This window comes from Bradyrhizobium sp. LA6.8 (assembly GCF_040547935.1).
Taxonomy (GTDB): domain Bacteria; phylum Pseudomonadota; class Alphaproteobacteria; order Rhizobiales; family Xanthobacteraceae; genus Bradyrhizobium; species Bradyrhizobium barranii.
In genome coordinates this window covers 135,850-152,587 of sequence record NZ_JBEPQQ010000010.1, presented here as the reverse complement: position 1 = coordinate 152,587, position 16,738 = coordinate 135,850, and the positions used below count along the sequence as shown (strand labels likewise).

Sequence of the window (16,738 nt, the reverse complement as noted above, 5' to 3'; positions counted from 1 at the left end):
CGATGGAATCTATTGCATGGATGGCCTGGACGCTGCCGACCGCGATCTTCTTCGTGGCGCTCGCCTGCACCCTGGCGGTCATGACGTACCTCGCCGCGGTCTATCCCGAAGCCGAGCGCGTCGGCGTGCTCAGCATTCCGACGACGCGGGGCGACCGCCTGTTCATCTCCCTGATCACGGCGGCCGTCATCCACCTTCTGTGGATCACGTTCGCCGGCACCGATACACTCGCCACCCTGCCGATCGGCGAGGAAGGTTTTGAGATTTCGAGCCTGTGGCTCGCAAGTGGAATTTCGCTGGCCACGGCCGTGCTCATTTTTCGCACGGTCTGAAGCTCGCGAAGGGACGGCCAGATCCGGGGGCAACCCGGGCCTGTATAAAATTTTGTCGCTGCAACGGAGGAACAACATGCGACAGTTTAGGAGAAGGAAAGGTCCATTGACCAAGAATAGCTTTCTGACCATGTCCAGCGCCGCCGCCATCGTTGCGGTGTCGTTCGCCGTCTCGGCGCCGGTCCGCGCCGCCGACGACGCCGCGATCCAGAAGTGGATTGCGGAATTCCAGCCCTCGACGCTGTCGAAGGACGAGCAGAAGAAGGAGCTGGAGTGGTTCGCCAAGGCCGCCGAGCCCTTCAAGGGCATGGAGATCAACGTCGTCTCCGAGACCATCGCGACCCACGAATACGAGTCGCAGACGCTGGCAAAGGCGTTCTCCGAGCTCACCGGCATCAAGCTCAAGCACGACATCATCCAGGAAGGTGACGTCGTCGAGAAGCTGCAGACGCAGATGCAGTCCGGCAAGAACGTCTATGACGGCTGGATCAACGATTCCGATCTGATCGGCACGCACTTCCGCTACGGCCAGACCATCGCACTGTCGGACTACATGACCGGCGAGGGCAAGGACGTCACCGATCCCCAGCTCGACGTCAACGACTTCATCGGCAAGTCGTTCGGCACCGCGCCGGACGGCAAGCTCTATCAGCTGCCGGACCAGCAGTTCGCGAACCTCTATTGGTTCCGCTACGACTGGTTCACCAACCCGGACTACAAAGCCAAGTTCAAGGCCAAGTATGGCTACGAGCTCGGCGTGCCCGTGAACTGGTCCGCTTATGAAGACATCGCCGAGTTCTTCACCAACGACATCAAGGAGATCAACGGCGTCAAGGTCTACGGCCATATGGACTATGGCAAGAAGGATCCCTCGCTCGGCTGGCGTTTCACCGACGCCTGGCTGTCGATGGCCGGCAACGGTGACAAGGGCATTCCGAACGGTCTGCCGGTCGACGAATGGGGCATCCGCATGGAAGGCTGCCGTCCGGTCGGCTCCTCGGTCGATCGCGGTGGCGACACCAACGGTCCGGCCGCGGTCTACTCGATCACGAAGTATCTGGAGTGGATGAAGAAGTATGCTCCGCCGCAGGCCCAGGGCATGACCTTCTCCGAGTCCGGTCCCGTGCCGGCTCAGGGCAACATCGCCCAGCAGATGTTCTGGTACACCGCCTTCACCGCCGACATGGTGAAGCCGGGCATCGCCGTGATGAACGCGGACGGTACGCCGAAATGGCGTATGGCTCCGTCGCCGCACGGTTCGTACTGGAAGGAAGGCATGAAGCTCGGCTACCAGGACGCCGGCTCGCTCACGCTGTTGAAGTCGACCCCGGCTGACCGCCGCAAGGCGGCCTGGCTCTACCTCCAGTTCATCGTTTCCAAGACGGTGTCGCTGAAGAAGAGCCATGTCGGTCTCACCTTCATTCGTGAATCCGACATCTGGGACAAGTCGTTCACCGAGCGTGCGCCGAAGCTCGGCGGCCTGATCGAGTTCTACCGCTCGCCCGCGCGCGTGCAGTGGACCCCGACCGGTAACAACGTGCCTGACTATCCGAAGCTCGCGCAGCTCTGGTGGCAGAACATCGGCGATGCGTCGTCCGGTGCGAAGACGCCGCAAGCCGCGATGGATGCACTCGCGGCCGCTCAGGACTCCGTCATGGAGCGCCTCGAGAAGTCCGGCGTGCAGGGCGCCTGCGGTCCGAAGCTGCACAAGAAGGAGACCGCCGAGTACTGGTACGCCAAGGCCCAGAAGGACGGCACCATCGCGCCGCAGCGCAAGCTCGCCAACGAGAAGCCGAAGGGTGAGACGGTCGACTACGACACGCTGATCAAGTCGTGGCCGGCATCCCCGCCCAAGCGCGCGGAAGCGAAGTAAGCGGCGCATAGCGTCATCAAACACGAAAGGCCGGGAGCGATCCCGGCCTTTTTTCTGGCGGATGTCGAGAATGGCGATTGTGCCGACTACACACTCGCTGTCATCGCCCGACTTGATCGGGCGATCCAGTATTCCAGAGACGGTCGTGATTGAACCGAAGAGCCGCGGCGTACTGGATGCCCCGCCTTCGCGGGGCATGACAGCGTCATGTGTGGAGAGGAAATTACTCCGCCGGCTCGGCCGCGAGCGTCGGATAATCCGTGTAGCCCTTCGCGCCGCCGCCGTAGAACGTGTTCTTGTCCCAATCGTTCAGCGTCGCGCCCGTCTTCAGCCGCTCGACAAGGTCGGGGTTGGAGATGAACGGCTTGCCGAACGCAATGAGATCGGCTGCGTTCGTGTCCAGCACCTTGGTCGCGAGATCGAAGTCGTAGCCGTTGTTGGCGATGTAGGCGCGGGTGAAGCGCTTGCGCAGGCCCGCATAGTCGAACGGCGCGATGTCGCGCGGGCCGCCGGTGGCGCCTTCGACCACGTGCAGATAGACCAGCTTGAGTGCGTTGAGACCGTCGACGATGTGATCGAACAAGGCCTGCGGATTGGAGTCGGAGAGGTCGTTGGCCGGCGTCACCGGCGAGATGCGGATGCCGGTGCGGTCGGCGCCGGCCTCGGCGGCAACTGCCTTGGAGACCTCGAGCATCAGCCGCGCGCGGTTTTCGATGGAGCCGCCGTAAGCATCGGTGCGCTTGTTGGCGCCGTCCCTCGCGAACTGGTCGAGCAGATAGCCGTTGGCGCCGTGGATCTCGACGCCGTCGAAACCGGCCTCGATCGCATTCTTCGTGGCGCGCTTGAAGTCGTCGATGATACCGGGAATTTCAGACAGCTCGAGCGCGCGGGGCTCGGAGACGTCGGCGAAGGTGCCGTTGACGAAGGTCTTGCCCTTGGCGCGGATCGCGCTCGGCGCCACCGGGGCTGCGCCATTGGCCTGGAGATCGACATGCGAGATGCGGCCGACATGCCAGAGCTGGATGAAGATCTTGCCGCCGCGCTCATGCACGCGGTCGGTGACTTTGCGCCAGCCGGCGACCTGGTTCTTGCTGTAGATGCCGGGCGTGTCCTGGTAGCCCTGGCCCTGCTGTGAGATCTGGCTCGCTTCGGTGACCAGGAGACCTGCGGAGGCGCGCTGGCCGTAATAATCGGCGGCAAGCGGGCTCGGCACGAACGTGCCGGGCGCGGCGCGGTTGCGCGTCAGCGGCGCCATCACGAGGCGGTTGGCCAGCGTGATCGGGCCGAGCTTGTAGGTCTCTAGCAATTTGGTCGGACGGCTCATGGGAATGCTTCCAGGCGGTGACAGATCACGAACACTTGTGCATCGCGACATCAGGCGCAAGGGAGGAGCCATACGGAAAGTGCAGGCGAGCTACGCGGCCTGGTCCGCGTAGCATGATTCATGTGCAATCCCGGCCATGACAGCGGATTTGCGCTGCCACGGCCCGCGATCTCTCAGTTCGCGCCGAGGAAATCGCGCTTGCCGATCTCGATGCCGTTGTGACGCATGATGCCGTGAGCGGTGGTGGCGTGGAAATAGAAGTTCGGCAGCGAGACCCCGCTGAAGAACTGCTGGCCCTTGAGCGTCATGGTCCGGTCCGGGCCCGCCGGGAAGGTCACGTCCTTGGTGTCGGCGCCTTCGAACTGCTCCGGCTTGTACGATTTCACGTAGTCGATCGTCTTGGCGAGCCGCTGCTTCAGCTCCTCAAACGTCTTTTCCGTGTCGGGCATCGAAGGCACCTCGCTATGGGTCAGCCTGGCGCAGCCCTTGGCGGCGAAATCGCTGGCGAGCTGGATCTGCTTCGACAGCGGCAGCATGTCCGGGAAGAGGCGCGAGCCGAGCAGGACGCCCGGGTCGATCTTTTTGGCCGCGCAATGCGCCTCGGCCTTGGTGAGCAGGCCGGTCAGGCTGTTCAGCATTTGCAAGTACGCGGGGACGACGGCGTCGTGGAAGGACATGTGATGCTCGCTTGTGAATGGGAAATCTCAGGAGAAACCTGAGCCACTCACATGGGAGCATCACGGAAAATTACAATCGCGAGAGCGGCTTGTGCGGTGCGAAAATTCTACCGGATCATCCCCGCCGGCTGCGCCTGGGCCGTGCCGCCGCGCATCCGCGCGAGCAGCTCGGCGGTCGGCCAGGAATCGGCGGGCAGGCCGTATTTGATCTGCATCGCCTTCACGGCGGCGCGGCTCTGCTGGCCCAGCACGCCGTCGACCTTGCCGACGTTGAAGCCGGCCTGGACCAAGAGCTGCTGCAATTGCTTCAGCTCGTTGAACGGCAGTTGCGCGACCGGTTGGGCCGGCTTGCGCATCGGAGCCGCGCCCGCGATGCGGGTGGCGAGATAACCCGCGGTGGTCGAATAGATCAGCGAATTATTCCACTCGGTGTAGGCCGCGAAATTCGCATACGCCATGAAGGCAGGTCCATTGCGTCCCATCGGCAGCAGCACGGACGCCGCGAGATTGTCGTTCGGCAGCGGACGGCCGTCGGGATAGGTGACCCCCAACTGCGCCCATTTCGCGCGCGGCTGCTGCACCGTGAGGTCGGTCTGATCCCAGGGCAGGTTCTGCGGCACCTTGATCTCTTCGAGCCACGGCTCGCTGCGCCGCCACTTCAATCCGTTGGCGATGTAGTTCGCGGTCGAGCCGATCACGTCGTCCTCGCTGCGCAAGAGATCGCGCCGGCCGTCGCCGTCATAGTCGACGGCGTAGTTGACGTAATGCACGGGCAAGAATTGCGTCTGCCCGAGCTCGCCGGCCCAGGAGCCGACCATCTCGTCGGGTGTGAGATCGCCACGGTCGATGATCTTCAGCGCGGCGATGGTCTCGTTCACGAACATCTCCGAGCGGCGGCAGTCATAGGCCAGCGACACCAACGATTTCAGCGTCGGCAGATTGCCCATGTTGACGCCGAAATCGCTCTCGAGGCCCCAGAACGCGGCGATCACCGCCGGCGGCACGCCGTATTCCTTTTCGGCGCGTGCGAACGCAGCCGCGTGGCTCTTGATGTGCTGCTGGCCGTTCTGCATGCGATAGGGCGCGGCCATGCGGCCGGCAAATTCGGTGAAGAGCTGGCCGAACACGCGCTGGCCGCGGTCGCGATTGACGATGCCCTGGTCGTAGACGAGGTAGGGCGAGGCTTCCGATATCGTCCGCTGCGACACGCCGGCGGTAACGGCCTGCTTTTTCACGTCGGCCAGGAAGCGATCGAAGCTCGCGCCATTGTGGCACGAGGCCGCGCGCGGCGACGGGGTTGTGGCTTTGGGCGCGATGGGCTTGGCGGGTGGTGGCGCGAACTGGGCGGAGGCGGGGAGGGCGAAGGCGAGCAGAGCGGCGGCCGCGATCGCAAATCGGGTCTGGAGCATGAGGTTTCCGGCGGGGAGAAGGGCGCGTGTGGAATCTTGCTAAAGCTTAAGTGAATTGAGCGCCTCAAACCATCCCTTCGTCATGGCCGGGCTTGTCCCGGCCATCCACGCCTTTCGGGCCTTGTGTAGAGGAAGAACGTGGATGCCCGGGCCTTCGCCGCGCCGAAGCGGCTTCGGCCGCGCAGGCGGGACAAGCCCGGGAATGCAATGTTGGGCATAGCCGCGGCCCCGCGACGCACCTTGAAACCTTGCACCCGGGCCGGGGTCATCCCTACCTGAATAGCGCCGGCCGATGGCTCGCCTGCGGCCGCCCTGGGAGACGGCCATGAACTATCTGCGTACCGCAATGCTGCTCGCCGGCCTCACCGCCCTGTTCATGGGCGTCGGCTATCTGATCGGCGGCGCCACCGGCGCCATGATCGCGCTCGTCATTGCCGCCGCGACCAATCTCTTCACCTACTGGAACTCCGACCGCATGGTGCTCCGCATGTACGGCGCCCATGAGGTCGACCGCGCCAGCGCGCCGGAGCTGGTCGGGCTCGTCGCCGAGCTTGCGGGCCGCGCCTCGCTGCCGATGCCGCGTGTGTTCGTAATGGACGAGGCGCAGCCCAACGCGTTCGCGACCGGGCGCAACCCGCAGAATGCCGCGGTCGCCGTCACCACCGGCCTTGTGCATCAGCTCAGCCGCGAGGAACTTGCCGGCGTGATCGCGCACGAGCTCGCGCATATCAAGCATCACGACACGCTGCTGATGACTGTTACCGCGACCATTGCCGGCGCGATCTCGATGCTGGCGCAGTTCGGCATGTTCTTCGGCGGCCATCGCGACAACAACGGCCCCGGCATCGTCGGCTCGATCCTGATGATGATCCTCGCCCCGATCGGCGCCATGCTGGTGCAGATGGCGATCAGCCGTACCCGCGAATATGCCGCGGACAATCTCGGCGCGCGCATTGCGGGCCAGCCGATGTGGCTGGCGTCGGCGCTGCTGAAGATCGAAGGCGCCGCGCATCAGGTCCCGAACTACGATGCCGAGAGAAACCCCGCGACCGCGCACATGTTCATCATCAACCCGCTGTCGGGCCATGGTGTGGACAATCTGTTCGCCACCCATCCTTCGACGCAGAACCGTATCGCGGCGCTCCAGCAGCTCGCGGCCGAGCTCGGCGCGCAGGCATCTCCGTCGGTCGGTGCCAACGAAAACTATCCGCCGCGGAGCCCGTGGGGGCAGTCGTCCTCACGCGGCCCTTCACCTGGTCCTTCCCGTGGCCCTTGGGGCTGATGCGGAACCGGCTGGAATCGCGCCCGGCTTTGTGACCAGCTTTTGTGACCTGGCGCACACAGGATGGTCCCGGCCGGTGTTAACACCATGGCGAGACTGTTCCTTCGAAAGGGGATGCGTGGCCGGTCCTCTGCCTGCCACGGTCGAAGATGACCAAAGCTGCGGTACCATTGTTGATCGTCCTGGGCGTGCTCATTGGCCTGTCCACGCACACGGTCGTCAATTGCGGGGACGAGGACGAGCCCGACATCTGCTCGGCGGTGATCGGATTCTCGCCGCTGCGGGGATCGCTGATCGCGTTCGCCTATGAAGGGCGCGGACGGATCGCGTTGCGCCACGGCGACTGGCGGCGGGCGATCGCGGATTTCGACGAGGCCATCCACCTCAATCCCAACCGCGCCTCGCTGTATCGCGACCGGGCGCAGGCGCGCCGGCAGAACGGCGACCTGGAGCTTGCCATCGAGGATTACGATGAGGCGATCGCACATGATCCCAGGCACGCCGCGCCCTATCACCAGCGCGGTCTGGCGCTCGCCGCCACCGGGGATCTCGATCGCGCCATCCTGAGCTACAACACGGCGGTCCGTCTCGACCCGTCGGATGCGCAGGCCCGCCTCGACCGTGGCCTTGCATTCCTCGCCCGCGGCCAGGCCGACGACGCACGCGCCGATTTCGAAGCCGCTCTCGCGCTGCCGGCCGGCAAGGACGGCCGCACCCGCGACGCGGCCCGCGCCAAGCTCGCCGAGCTCGCGAGCGCCGAGCCGAACCAGGCCCCCGCGCCGAGGCGGTAGAGGAGCTCTTCTCCCTCTCCCCGTTCTTACGGGGAGAGGGTTGGGGTGAGGGGCTCTATCCACATGCGCGACTGTCGCGGTACCTGTACCCCCTCACCCGGATTGCATCTGCGATGCAATCCGACCTCTCCCCGCAAGCGGGGCGAGGTGAATCGTGCGCGCTTACTTCGCTTTCTTGGCTTTGGCCTTCTTCGCCTTTTTCACCGGCTTCTCCTTCGCCTTCTTCTCCACCTTCGCCGGGATCGGCGTGCTGGCGACGAGGCGCATCGAGCGGGCGTAGCTGTCGGCGACGTTGTCGGCGGACATCTGGAGGCGCTTGGCGGCGGCGGTGGCCTGCTCCATCGTGGCCTTGGCCATCATCTTGAAGCGGTCGCCGGTCTCCTTGCCCTTGGCCTTGGCCGCAAGGCCGTTGAAGCGATCCCGGCGCTCCTTGGCGCGGGTCAAAAGGCCCGTATGCAGCTGTCTGGCCAGTTGCCGGATCACGACATCCAGGTCGGCGTCCGCCATGTTGTTCTATCCTCTTAAAACGGTATCGATGCGGGCGGGACTATGCAGATCGGGCCCCGCCTTGGCAATTCCCGGCGGCGCGTCGTCCGCAGCTTCCGGTTACCAAACCAAAAAAGCCGCGCATTTTTGCGCGGCTTACTGGGGTGGCTTGGCGCAGACGCCTTATTTCAGCGAGGCAACCGGACCGCTCGCCGGTGCCGGATCGGGGTCGAAGCCGAACACGCCGACCAGATATTTGTAATAGTCCGGCATCTTCTCCTTGAGCGCCTCGCGCGACTTCGGGTCGTGGAATTCGCTCTTGCCGGCCAGGAAGATGCTGGCGGTCACGGCAAAGAATTCCATGGGATTCTTCATCGCATAGGATTCCTTGGGCAACAGGTCCTTGGACTTGGCAAGGGCGAAATAGCCGATCACGCCCTTGTTGGCGTAGCCGTCCGGCAGCAGCCGCGCGTGATAGGCGTGCAGCAGCTCGTGCAGCAGCACGGCTTCCTTCTCGTAGCGCATCATGTCCGGCCGCAGCATGATCACGCCGAGGCCCGAATCGACCGCGAGGTCGACGGCGTTCGGATTGGTCCAGCGCTGCTTGTCGGGGTCCCAGACCGTCAGCGTCCGGGGTGCGGTGCGCTGGATGTCCGGCGTGACCCGGCCGTAGCATGCGGTCGCGGCGCCTTCGTCGAGGCAGGCGAGCTCGCTCGCGACGATCGGAACGGTGTGGAAGAAGCGCAGCACACGCGGCGACAGGCCGGAAGCCTCGACGACGTCGATCTGCTGCTTCAGATTGTCGGTGAGCTTGTCGACGTCCTTGCGCTCGGAATTCTCCGTCAGGTCGAACATGTAGCCGCGGTAGCTCTGGAAGCCCGGCGGCAGCGCCTGCGCTGCCCCGGCCGACGCGTCGAGCGCTCCGGCATGGGATGGATTGGCGAAGAGCGCGCCCACAACGGTCGCGGTCAGCAGCAGCGCAACGCGCATGATGAACCCCCTGATGTCACTTCACCCGGCAGAATAGGCCGTCGCCGTTTGCGAAAAGTGAGTGGGGCGAGACTAAGGCACCGATGTTGAGGCGTGCTTAACCGTTGGTTGCAGATCGCGGAGACGGATTAGTGCCGGGTTAACCAAGCGTGGATTGGTCGCGCGCTTCGGCGTAGGATCGAAGCCGGGCACATGCCCGACAGCAATAGCCGGAGGAGGATGCCATGTATGCCGCCATCCGTCAGGCCAAGGCGAAAAGCGGGAGCGCCGAAGAGCTGGCGCGCCGCATCAAGGACGGCGCCGTTCCGATCATCAGCGACGTCGAGGGTTTCCGTGCCTACTACGTCGTCTATGCCGGCGACGACACGGTCACCGCGATCTCCATCTTCGACAAGTTCGAGCAGGCGGAGGAGGCGAACCGGCGCGCAATCGCCTGGATCGAGAAGGATCTGGGGCCGCTGCTTGCAGGGCATGCGAGCGCCGCAGCCGGGCCGGTGATCGTGCATACGCTGGCGTAGTTGGACGGATCGCTCTCGCCTCACACTCAACTGTCATCGCCCGGCTTGACCGGGCGATCCAGTACTCCGAGACGGCTGTGATCGAACCGATAAGCCGCGGCGTACTGGATGCCCCGCCTGCCGCCTACGCTAAAGCTTCGGCGCCCCTGGACCTCAACCCCGGCGAAGCCTTGGCGTGGCCGGGTCGCGGGGCATGACAGCGGTGTGCCTCACAACTCCCGTGCATTCGAGAACGCGAAACTCGACACCCGTCTTGTCGTCTCATCCAAAATCAGCGTGCGCGTGATCGGCGGCTCGGCGCGCTGGGCGCAGTTTTCGCGTTCGCAGAGGCGGCAGTTGACGCCGATCGGCGTGCCCTCCGTTTTCTCCAAATCCAGGCCGGAGGCGTAGACGAGGCGGGCGGCGTGACGGATCTCGCAGCCGAGGCCGATGGCGAAGCGCGGCTGCGGCAGCGGATGCGGCGCGACGGGGCGTCGCACCATCTGCGCGATCGAGAAATAGCGCGTGCCGTCGGAGAGCTCGATCACCTGCTTCAACAGGCGATCTGGCGTGTCGAAGGTCGAGTGCACGTTCCACAACGGACAGGTGCCGCCGAATTTCGAGAACGGGAACGTGCCGGAGGAAAAGCGCTTCGACACGTTGCCGGCATTGTCGACGCGCAGCAGGAAGAACGGAATGCCGCGCGCGTTCGGCCGTTGCAGCGTCGTGAGGCGATGGCAGACCTGCTCGAAGCCGGAATTGAAGCGCTGCGCCAGCACGTGGATGTCGTAGTTCAAGGCCTCCGCCGCGGCGAGGAAGGCCGGGTAGGGCATCATCACGGCCGCCGCAAAATAGTTGGCGAGCGTGATGCGGAACAGGCGGCGCGGCGCGTCGTCGAGCGGGCCGGCGCGGCCGATAATGGTCTCCAGGGCTTGCGCGCATTCGCCGAGGCCCAGCTGGAAGGCGAGCTGGAACGCGCGGCCGGGCGGATCCACCAGCTCGGAGATCAGGAGCTGGCGGCGATGGCGGTCGAAACGCCTGAGCGTCTCGCGCATCACGTCGACCGGCATGATGCGGGTCTGGATCGAATGCTTTTCGCGCAGGCGTGCGGCGAGCGCGGCATAGAGCCCTTCGGCCGGCACGTTCAGTTCGTCGCGAAGAGTCTCCGCGGCCTGCTCCAGCTCCGGAAAATAATTGCGGTTGGCCTCGATCAGCTCGCGCACGCGCTCGACGGGATTGGCCTCATAGCGCGTGCCGACGTCGCGGTCGGCCATGTGCGCCGCGGCCAAGGTCTCGCCCTGGCGGGCCTCGGCATAGGCGGCATAGAGCCGTTGCAGCGCATGGGTGACGCCGGGACAGAGCTCGGCAAGGTCGCGCAGTTCCTGCTTGGGAACGTCGATCTGGCGGAACAGCGGATCGGAGAAGATCTCGTTCAGCTCGGCGAAGAAGCGGTCCTCGTCGGCGGTCGCGAGGTCGCGCAGGTCGAGGTCATAGGTCTCGGCCAGCCGCAGCAGGATCTGCGCCGTCACCGGGCGCTGGTTGCGCTCGATCAGGTTGACGTAGCTCGGCGAGATCCCGAGCCCCTCGGCGATCTGGGTCTGCGACAGCCCCAATTGCTGCCGGATCCGCCGGAAGCGCGGGCCGACGAACAGTTTTTTCCCTGAAACGGCGGGCATTTTCAGATCTCCCAAGGGCACGACAAGCACATCAAGGACAGTCTTATTGACCCATATTCTTTACATGATTTACAAAATAACATCTATTACATGTTCTGATGTTACATGACATCACCATTCGAATACAAGGCCTCTGTACGAACTTCGCTTTCTGGCGTTTAGCTCATGACACGCATTTCGCAATGCACTGTCAAAAATGTCGATGACAAGTTGAGTTGTCATCAGCGAAAGGATCGAGCAGATGAATTACCAGCCCCGTGGCATCAACGCCCTGCAGAGCCCGGCCTCGTATCAGAGCGAGGTCGAGGCAGCCCAGGCGCTCCTCAAGACCCAGCCGACCTGGAACGGGGTGTCCGCCGAGGCCGTCGCGCGCATGCGCCTGCAGAACCGCTTCAAGACCGGCCTGGACATCGCTCGCTACACCGCGGCGCTGATGCGGACCGACATGGCGGCCTATGACAACGATCCGACCAAATACACGCAGTCACTGGGCTGCTGGCACGGTTTCATCGCCCAGCAGAAGCTGATCTCGGTCAAGAAGCACTTCGGCGGCAAGACCGATCGCACCTATCTGTACCTGTCTGGCTGGATGATCGCGGCGCTGCGCTCCGAATTCGGCCCGCTGCCCGACCAGTCGATGCACGAGAAGACCTCGGTGCCCGCGCTGATCGAAGAGCTCTACACCTTCCTGCGCCAGGCCGACTCGCGCGAGTTGAATGACATCTTCCGCAGCCTCGATAAGGCGCGCAAGGAAGGCGACAAGACCAGGGAGAAGGAGCTGATCGAGAAGATCGACAACTTCCAGACCCATGTCGTGCCCGTCATCGCCGACATCGACGCGGGCTTCGGCAACGCGGAGGCGACCTATCTGCTCGCCAAGAAGATGATCGAAGCGGGCGCCTGCGCGCTCCAGATCGAGAACCAGGTCTCGGACGAGAAGCAGTGCGGTCACCAGGACGGCAAGGTCACCGTGCCGCACGAGGTGTTCCTGGCGAAGATCCGCGCCTGCCGCCATGCTTTCCTCGAGCTCGGCATCGAAGACGGTGTCGTCGTGACCCGTACCGACTCGCTCGGCGCCGGCCTGACGCAGCAGATCGCCGTCAGCCACAAGCCTGGCGACCTCGGCGATCAGTACAACAGCTTCCTGGATTGCGAGGAAATCACGCCGGAGAACGCCCGCAACGGCGACGTCATCATCAACCGTAACGGCAAGATGATGCGTCCGAAGCGCTTGCCCAGCAACCTCTACCAGTTCCGTCCCGGCACTGGCGAAGACCGCTGTGTGCTCGACAGCATCACCTCGCTGCAGAACGGCGCCGACCTGCTCTGGATCGAGACCGAGAAGCCGCATATCGAGCAGATCGCCAAGATGGTCGACCGGATCCGCAAGGTGGTTCCGAACGCGAAGCTGGCCTACAACAACTCGCCGTCGTTCAACTGGACCCTCAACTTCCGTTGGCAGGTCTACGACGCGATGAAGGAAGCCGGCCAGGACGTCAGCAAGTACAACCGCGCCGAGTTGATGAAGCCGGAATACGACGATACGCCGCTGGCGAAGGAAGCCGACGAGCGCATCCGCACCTTCCAGGCCGACTCAGCCAAGCGTGCCGGCATCTTCCATCACCTGATCACGTTGCCGACCTACCACACGGCGGCGCTCTCGACCGACAATCTGGCGAAGGAATATTTCGGCGACCAGGGCATGCTCGGCTACGTGAAGAACGTGCAGCGCGCCGAGATCCGCCAGGGTATCGCCTGCGCCAAGCATCAGAACATGGCCGGCTCCGACATCGGCGACGACCATAAGGAATACTTCGCCGGCGAGGCTGCCCTGAAGGCGGGCGGCGCCCACAACACGATGAACCAGTTCGGCTAACGCACCACGCTATCCAAGAGGAGACTGACAATGACCAAAGGCAGCAATTTCTGGGTGATCGGCGGCGAGTTCGGTTCGATGAACTTCCACAAGCTCGTGGAAGGCTCCGCCCAGGTGCAGGGTCCTTTCAAGACCCGCAAGGAAGCCGAGGATGCCTGGCGCTCGGTCTCGGAAGAGAACCGCCACAAGGCCGGCGTCCGCTTCTCGATCGTGGAAGAGCCGTCGCGGGTCTCGGCCTGACGGCTGCCTGACTAATTAAGAAGACGTCCAAGGACGGAGGGTCCCATCCGGCGCAAGCCGGGTGGGATCGTCTGTTTTTGGTACAGGTCAATCGGCTGTGGGCGCCGTAAGTCTCTGGAATTGTGGGCCCTTTGCGGACCGTTTGGTTGCTGATAGGTTAATGGCGTAAAGTCGAGGACGAGGCCGACAATGTCAGAGCCTGAGACCAGCGGGACCCATCCCAGCCAGCCGCGCCCGGTGCGGCTGCGCGACGCGCTGCTGCGGGCACGGATCGAGGCCGCCGACCGGACTGGTGTGGTCGTCGATTTGCGCGACGCAGAGGTGGCGCGGCTGGAGATCCTCAACGATGCGCTCGATCCCCTGTTCGCGCAGGTGCCCGACCAGATCGACCTGTTCGATCGCGGCATCAGCCAGGGCGATACGCCCAGGCTCTGGATCGATGTCGTCGCACACATCATGATGGGGCGCGACAAGCGGATGTACCGCTTCGTCCAGGACACCCGCTTCGGCCGCATCGTGCTCGCCGAAGCGCACGACACCGCCGCGATCGTCGAAGCCGTGACCGACTACGTCGCCCGCCGCATGATCGAGCGCGAGCACGCCATGGTGGTGCCATCAGAGCCGAAGCCCGCGGCCGCCGAGCCGCCGCGCCGCTCGCGCCTCTGGCCATTCGTGTTCGGATTCATTTTCGGCGCGGCCGCCTTGTTCGGCCTCGCCGTGCTGGCGGCCCTGCGGAGCTGGTGAGACGCCCTCCGCCGTCATTGCGAGCGCAGCGAAGCAATCCAGGAATCTTTCCGCGGAGAGACTCTGGATTGCCTTCGCGGAGCCTGTCATCGGGCCGCGCTTCGCGCGGACCCGTTGGCTCGCAATGACGGCGAACTAGATCAGCCTTGCCTGCTTGATCTGCCGGATCTGAAATCCGGACCCGAGGCCCCGCACCGTCTGCTCGCAGCGCCAGCCGGAATTGTCTTTCTCGATCGTGAACAGGTTATACGCTGCCGCCGGGTAGCGCCCGTGGGCGAGCGCGGAGGCCGACGGCACGCCGACCGCGGGGATGTTGCCGTTGGGGCCTTCGAACCACATCGTCGAATGAATGTGGTCGTGCCCGTGCAGGATCAGCTCGACGCCGTGACGCTTGATCAGTCCCAGCAGCGCACCCGCATCGGTCATCCGTTTCTGGCGCGCGCCGGACTTCAGGGGATGATGCACCAGCAGCACGCGGAAGGCGTCCTCGGCGGCGAGGCGGTCGAGGACCGCTTCGAGGGATGCGAGCTGATCGCGGCCGAGCGTGCCCGTCGCCATCAGCGGCAGGGTCGGCACCGCCGTGGACAGGCTGATCAGCGCGAGCGGCCCGCGCCGGCGCAGCGAAGGAAAGCCGATGCTGCCGTCGTCGCCCGCAAGATAGGGTGCAAAGGTCTCGCCGAAGCGGTGAGAGGTGGCGTGGACATAGGCATCGTGATTGCCGGGAATGGTGGTGACGCGGTCGGGCGGACCGACGCCGTCGAGCCAGGCGCGCGCCGGCGCGAACTCCGCCTCCAGCGCCAGATTGACGAGATCGCCTGTTACCGCGATGTGGTCGGGCGTCTGCGCCTGGACGTCGGCGACGAGCGCGTCGAGCACCTCGCGGCGCTGGTATTTGTGGCGGTTGCGCGTCCAGTTGACGTAGCCGAGCGCGCGCTTGCCCGCGAGTTCGATCAGCCGTGGCTTCGGCAACGGCGGCAGATGCGGGTCGGACAGATGGGCGAGCGTGAAGGGGGCCATGGCGCGCGATTGCCTCGCTATTCGTCCGCTGTAATGGCAAGGTCGCGAGGACTGTGCAAGCGGGGCCCGGACCGGCGCCTCATGGCAGTTTTCTTGGGAGGTTTCTTGGGAGTTTCTTTGGGAGCCTGATGGGGGATCGTCTGAACAGCGTCCGACGGACATTCGAACCGCTGCTGCGGCGAATCTTCCACGCCTATTTCCTGCTTGTCCGCGGCATGACGCTCGGCGTCCGCGCCGTGGTGCTTGATTCCGAGAACCGGGTGTTCCTGGTCAGGCACAGCTACATCACCGGCTGGTATCTGCCCGGCGGCGGCGTCGATCTCGGCGAGACCATGGAGCAGGCGATGCGGCGCGAGCTCAAGGAGGAGGGGGACATCGATCTCACCGGTGACGCCGTGCTGCACGGCATCTTCCTCAACAGCCACGTCTCCCGCCGCGACCACGTCGCGGTCTACGTGGTCAGGCAGTTCAAGCAGGATCGCGTCCCTGAGCCCAACCACGAGATCGTCGAATGCGGATTCTTCGCGATCAATGCGCTGCCCGAGGGCACCACACACGGCACGCGGCAAAGGCTCGCGGAAGTGCTGGACGGCAAGCCGCCGACCGCGACGTGGCGGTGAGGAGATTTGGCGTTGAAGCGATCTGACGTTGAAGCGATCCGGCCGAATCCTCAAACCCGAACCGGCTGCCCGATCCCCAGCAGGTTGCCTTCGCTGTCGCGGAACCAGGCGCCCCGCTCGCCAGTACCCTTGCTCGGATAGTTTCCCGTGATCTCCGCAATTCCATCGACAGTCTTCAAGCCGGGCAGGTCATAGTCCTCGAACGCGACGCCGCGTGTGCGAAGTTCGCGCACGGTTGCCTCGATATCCTCGACTTCCCACCCCATTTGCGTGTGCGTGCCGGATTGCGTGCCGGCCGAGACGAATATCGCAAACTCGCCGGCCGCACAGACGTAACGGAGCCCACCCTCGCGCTGTTCGACCGGCTCGAGCCCGAGCTTTTCCGAATAGAACGCCCGCGCGCGGTCGAGGTCTTTGGCTGGAAGCCGGGTTGCCACTTTCGCGTTCTTCAGCATGCCCGCTCTCCCTGTCTTTGCCTCGCGACGACGCTGGATTTTCTCGGCTACGCGGTCATGACTCGACGCCCTGACGGCTCTCCTTCGCCTGCAGCTCCAGCGCCAGCAGGCTCTGCTCCTGGATCAGCGCACAGTTCTGCCGCTCCAGCCTGTGCAGTCGCGCCGTCATGTTGTGCATGAACGCGAACACCACCAGGAACAGGGCGCCGAACATCACGACGAACGGAAACACGACGCCGGTCAGATGGCTGACGAGATAAGCCAGTGTCGGAAACAGCGTGAAGCCCGCGGGGATGATCGCCACCATGGACAGCATCAGGAAGTCATAGAGATCGAACTTGCCCTGCATCGTCTTGCGCAGCAGCACCAGCATGTAGATCAGCGCAAAGGCGGAGACGACGACGACCGTCTCCGGACTTGGAAGGGCATCTGTCACGGCTGCCTCCTCA

Annotated in this window: 18 protein-coding genes; 9 read left to right on the top strand and 9 right to left on the bottom strand. The window is 64.3% G+C overall.

Annotated elements, in window-relative coordinates:
* Positions 1-2: 2 nt before the first annotated feature.
* The gene (locus tag ABIA90_RS36870; protein ID WP_071916206.1) at positions 3-332 is read left to right on the top strand and encodes a DUF2160 domain-containing protein; all 330 of its coding nucleotides are present in this window, start codon (positions 3-5) and stop codon (positions 330-332) included.
* Positions 333-462: 130 nt separating this feature from the next.
* On the top strand, positions 463-2,205 hold the full coding sequence (locus ABIA90_RS36865; RefSeq protein ID WP_208089314.1) for an ABC transporter substrate-binding protein: 1,743 nt from the start codon (positions 463-465) through the stop codon (positions 2,203-2,205).
* 223 nt (positions 2,206-2,428) lie between these two features.
* On the opposite strand, the gene ABIA90_RS36860 is transcribed toward ABIA90_RS36865, so the two are convergent.
* From ABIA90_RS36860 to ABIA90_RS36850, 3 genes are all read right to left on the bottom strand, one after another.
* Positions 2,429-3,529, bottom strand: a complete 1,101-nt coding sequence (locus ABIA90_RS36860) for an alkene reductase (protein ID WP_354121035.1) — start codon at positions 3,527-3,529, stop codon at positions 2,429-2,431.
* Between the two features lie 173 nt (positions 3,530-3,702).
* The gene (locus ABIA90_RS36855) at positions 3,703-4,206 is read right to left on the bottom strand and encodes a DUF1993 domain-containing protein (RefSeq protein ID WP_354121034.1); all 504 of its coding nucleotides are present in this window, start codon (positions 4,204-4,206) and stop codon (positions 3,703-3,705) included.
* 107 nt (positions 4,207-4,313) lie between these two features.
* Entirely contained in the window at positions 4,314-5,615 is a 1,302-nt protein-coding gene (locus ABIA90_RS36850; RefSeq protein ID WP_354121033.1) for a lytic murein transglycosylase, read from the bottom strand.
* A gap of 325 nt (positions 5,616-5,940) precedes the next feature.
* Between ABIA90_RS36850 and htpX the strand changes: the two genes are divergently transcribed.
* Together htpX and ABIA90_RS36840 are read left to right on the top strand one after the other, a co-directional pair.
* On the top strand, positions 5,941-6,897 hold the full coding sequence (gene htpX / locus ABIA90_RS36845; protein ID WP_063985179.1) for a zinc metalloprotease HtpX: 957 nt from the start codon (positions 5,941-5,943) through the stop codon (positions 6,895-6,897).
* A 149-nt stretch (positions 6,898-7,046) separates the two neighbouring features.
* On the top strand, positions 7,047-7,688 hold the full coding sequence (locus tag ABIA90_RS36840) for a tetratricopeptide repeat protein (RefSeq protein ID WP_028158277.1): 642 nt from the start codon (positions 7,047-7,049) through the stop codon (positions 7,686-7,688).
* A gap of 162 nt (positions 7,689-7,850) precedes the next feature.
* On the opposite strand, the gene ABIA90_RS36835 is transcribed toward ABIA90_RS36840, so the two are convergent.
* Both ABIA90_RS36835 and ABIA90_RS36830 read right to left on the bottom strand, forming a co-directional pair.
* On the bottom strand, positions 7,851-8,195 hold the full coding sequence (locus tag ABIA90_RS36835; RefSeq protein WP_063985177.1) for a hypothetical protein: 345 nt from the start codon (positions 8,193-8,195) through the stop codon (positions 7,851-7,853).
* A 162-nt stretch (positions 8,196-8,357) separates the two neighbouring features.
* Positions 8,358-9,164 (bottom strand): hypothetical protein, encoded by an 807-nt coding sequence (locus ABIA90_RS36830; RefSeq protein ID WP_354121032.1) that lies wholly within the window; start codon positions 9,162-9,164, stop codon positions 8,358-8,360.
* Between the two features lie 224 nt (positions 9,165-9,388).
* On the opposite strand from ABIA90_RS36830, the gene ABIA90_RS36825 reads away from it, so the two are divergent.
* A complete protein-coding gene (locus ABIA90_RS36825; protein ID WP_166084869.1) occupies positions 9,389-9,682 on the top strand; it encodes an antibiotic biosynthesis monooxygenase in 294 nt (97 codons plus the stop codon).
* A gap of 209 nt (positions 9,683-9,891) precedes the next feature.
* On the opposite strand, the gene ABIA90_RS36820 is transcribed toward ABIA90_RS36825, so the two are convergent.
* Positions 9,892-11,337: a helix-turn-helix domain-containing protein gene (locus tag ABIA90_RS36820; protein WP_071916200.1), complete on the bottom strand. Its 1,446-nt coding sequence runs from the start codon at positions 11,335-11,337 to the stop codon at positions 9,892-9,894.
* A 241-nt stretch (positions 11,338-11,578) separates the two neighbouring features.
* Here ABIA90_RS36820 and ABIA90_RS36815 point away from each other — a divergent pair, with 241 nt between their 5' ends.
* The 3 genes from ABIA90_RS36815 (at position 11,579) to ABIA90_RS36805 (ending at position 14,197) form a co-directional block, all read left to right on the top strand.
* Positions 11,579-13,213, top strand: coding sequence for an isocitrate lyase (locus tag ABIA90_RS36815; protein ID WP_166350172.1), 1,635 nt, complete (start codon positions 11,579-11,581; stop codon positions 13,211-13,213).
* A 30-nt stretch (positions 13,214-13,243) separates the two neighbouring features.
* Complete coding sequence (locus tag ABIA90_RS36810) at positions 13,244-13,453, top strand: DUF4170 domain-containing protein (protein ID WP_008137787.1); 210 nt, start codon at positions 13,244-13,246, stop codon at positions 13,451-13,453.
* A gap of 189 nt (positions 13,454-13,642) precedes the next feature.
* Positions 13,643-14,197, top strand: coding sequence for a hypothetical protein (locus ABIA90_RS36805; protein WP_354121031.1), 555 nt, complete (start codon positions 13,643-13,645; stop codon positions 14,195-14,197).
* Positions 14,198-14,332: 135 nt separating this feature from the next.
* Here the strand turns inward: ABIA90_RS36805 and ABIA90_RS36800 are convergent, their stop codons facing one another.
* Positions 14,333-15,214, bottom strand: a complete 882-nt coding sequence (locus ABIA90_RS36800; protein ID WP_354121030.1) for a metallophosphoesterase family protein — start codon at positions 15,212-15,214, stop codon at positions 14,333-14,335.
* Between the two features lie 128 nt (positions 15,215-15,342).
* On the opposite strand from ABIA90_RS36800, the gene ABIA90_RS36795 reads away from it, so the two are divergent.
* Positions 15,343-15,834, top strand: coding sequence for an NUDIX domain-containing protein (locus ABIA90_RS36795; protein ID WP_085402497.1), 492 nt, complete (start codon positions 15,343-15,345; stop codon positions 15,832-15,834).
* A 50-nt stretch (positions 15,835-15,884) separates the two neighbouring features.
* Here ABIA90_RS36795 and ABIA90_RS36790 read toward each other — a convergent pair whose 3' ends face one another.
* Both ABIA90_RS36790 and ABIA90_RS36785 read right to left on the bottom strand, forming a co-directional pair.
* Positions 15,885-16,289, bottom strand: a complete 405-nt coding sequence (locus ABIA90_RS36790) for a VOC family protein (protein WP_354121029.1) — start codon at positions 16,287-16,289, stop codon at positions 15,885-15,887.
* A 55-nt stretch (positions 16,290-16,344) separates the two neighbouring features.
* Positions 16,345-16,725 (bottom strand): DUF2304 domain-containing protein, encoded by a 381-nt coding sequence (locus ABIA90_RS36785; protein ID WP_354121028.1) that lies wholly within the window; start codon positions 16,723-16,725, stop codon positions 16,345-16,347.
* Positions 16,726-16,738: the final 13 nt, after the last annotated feature.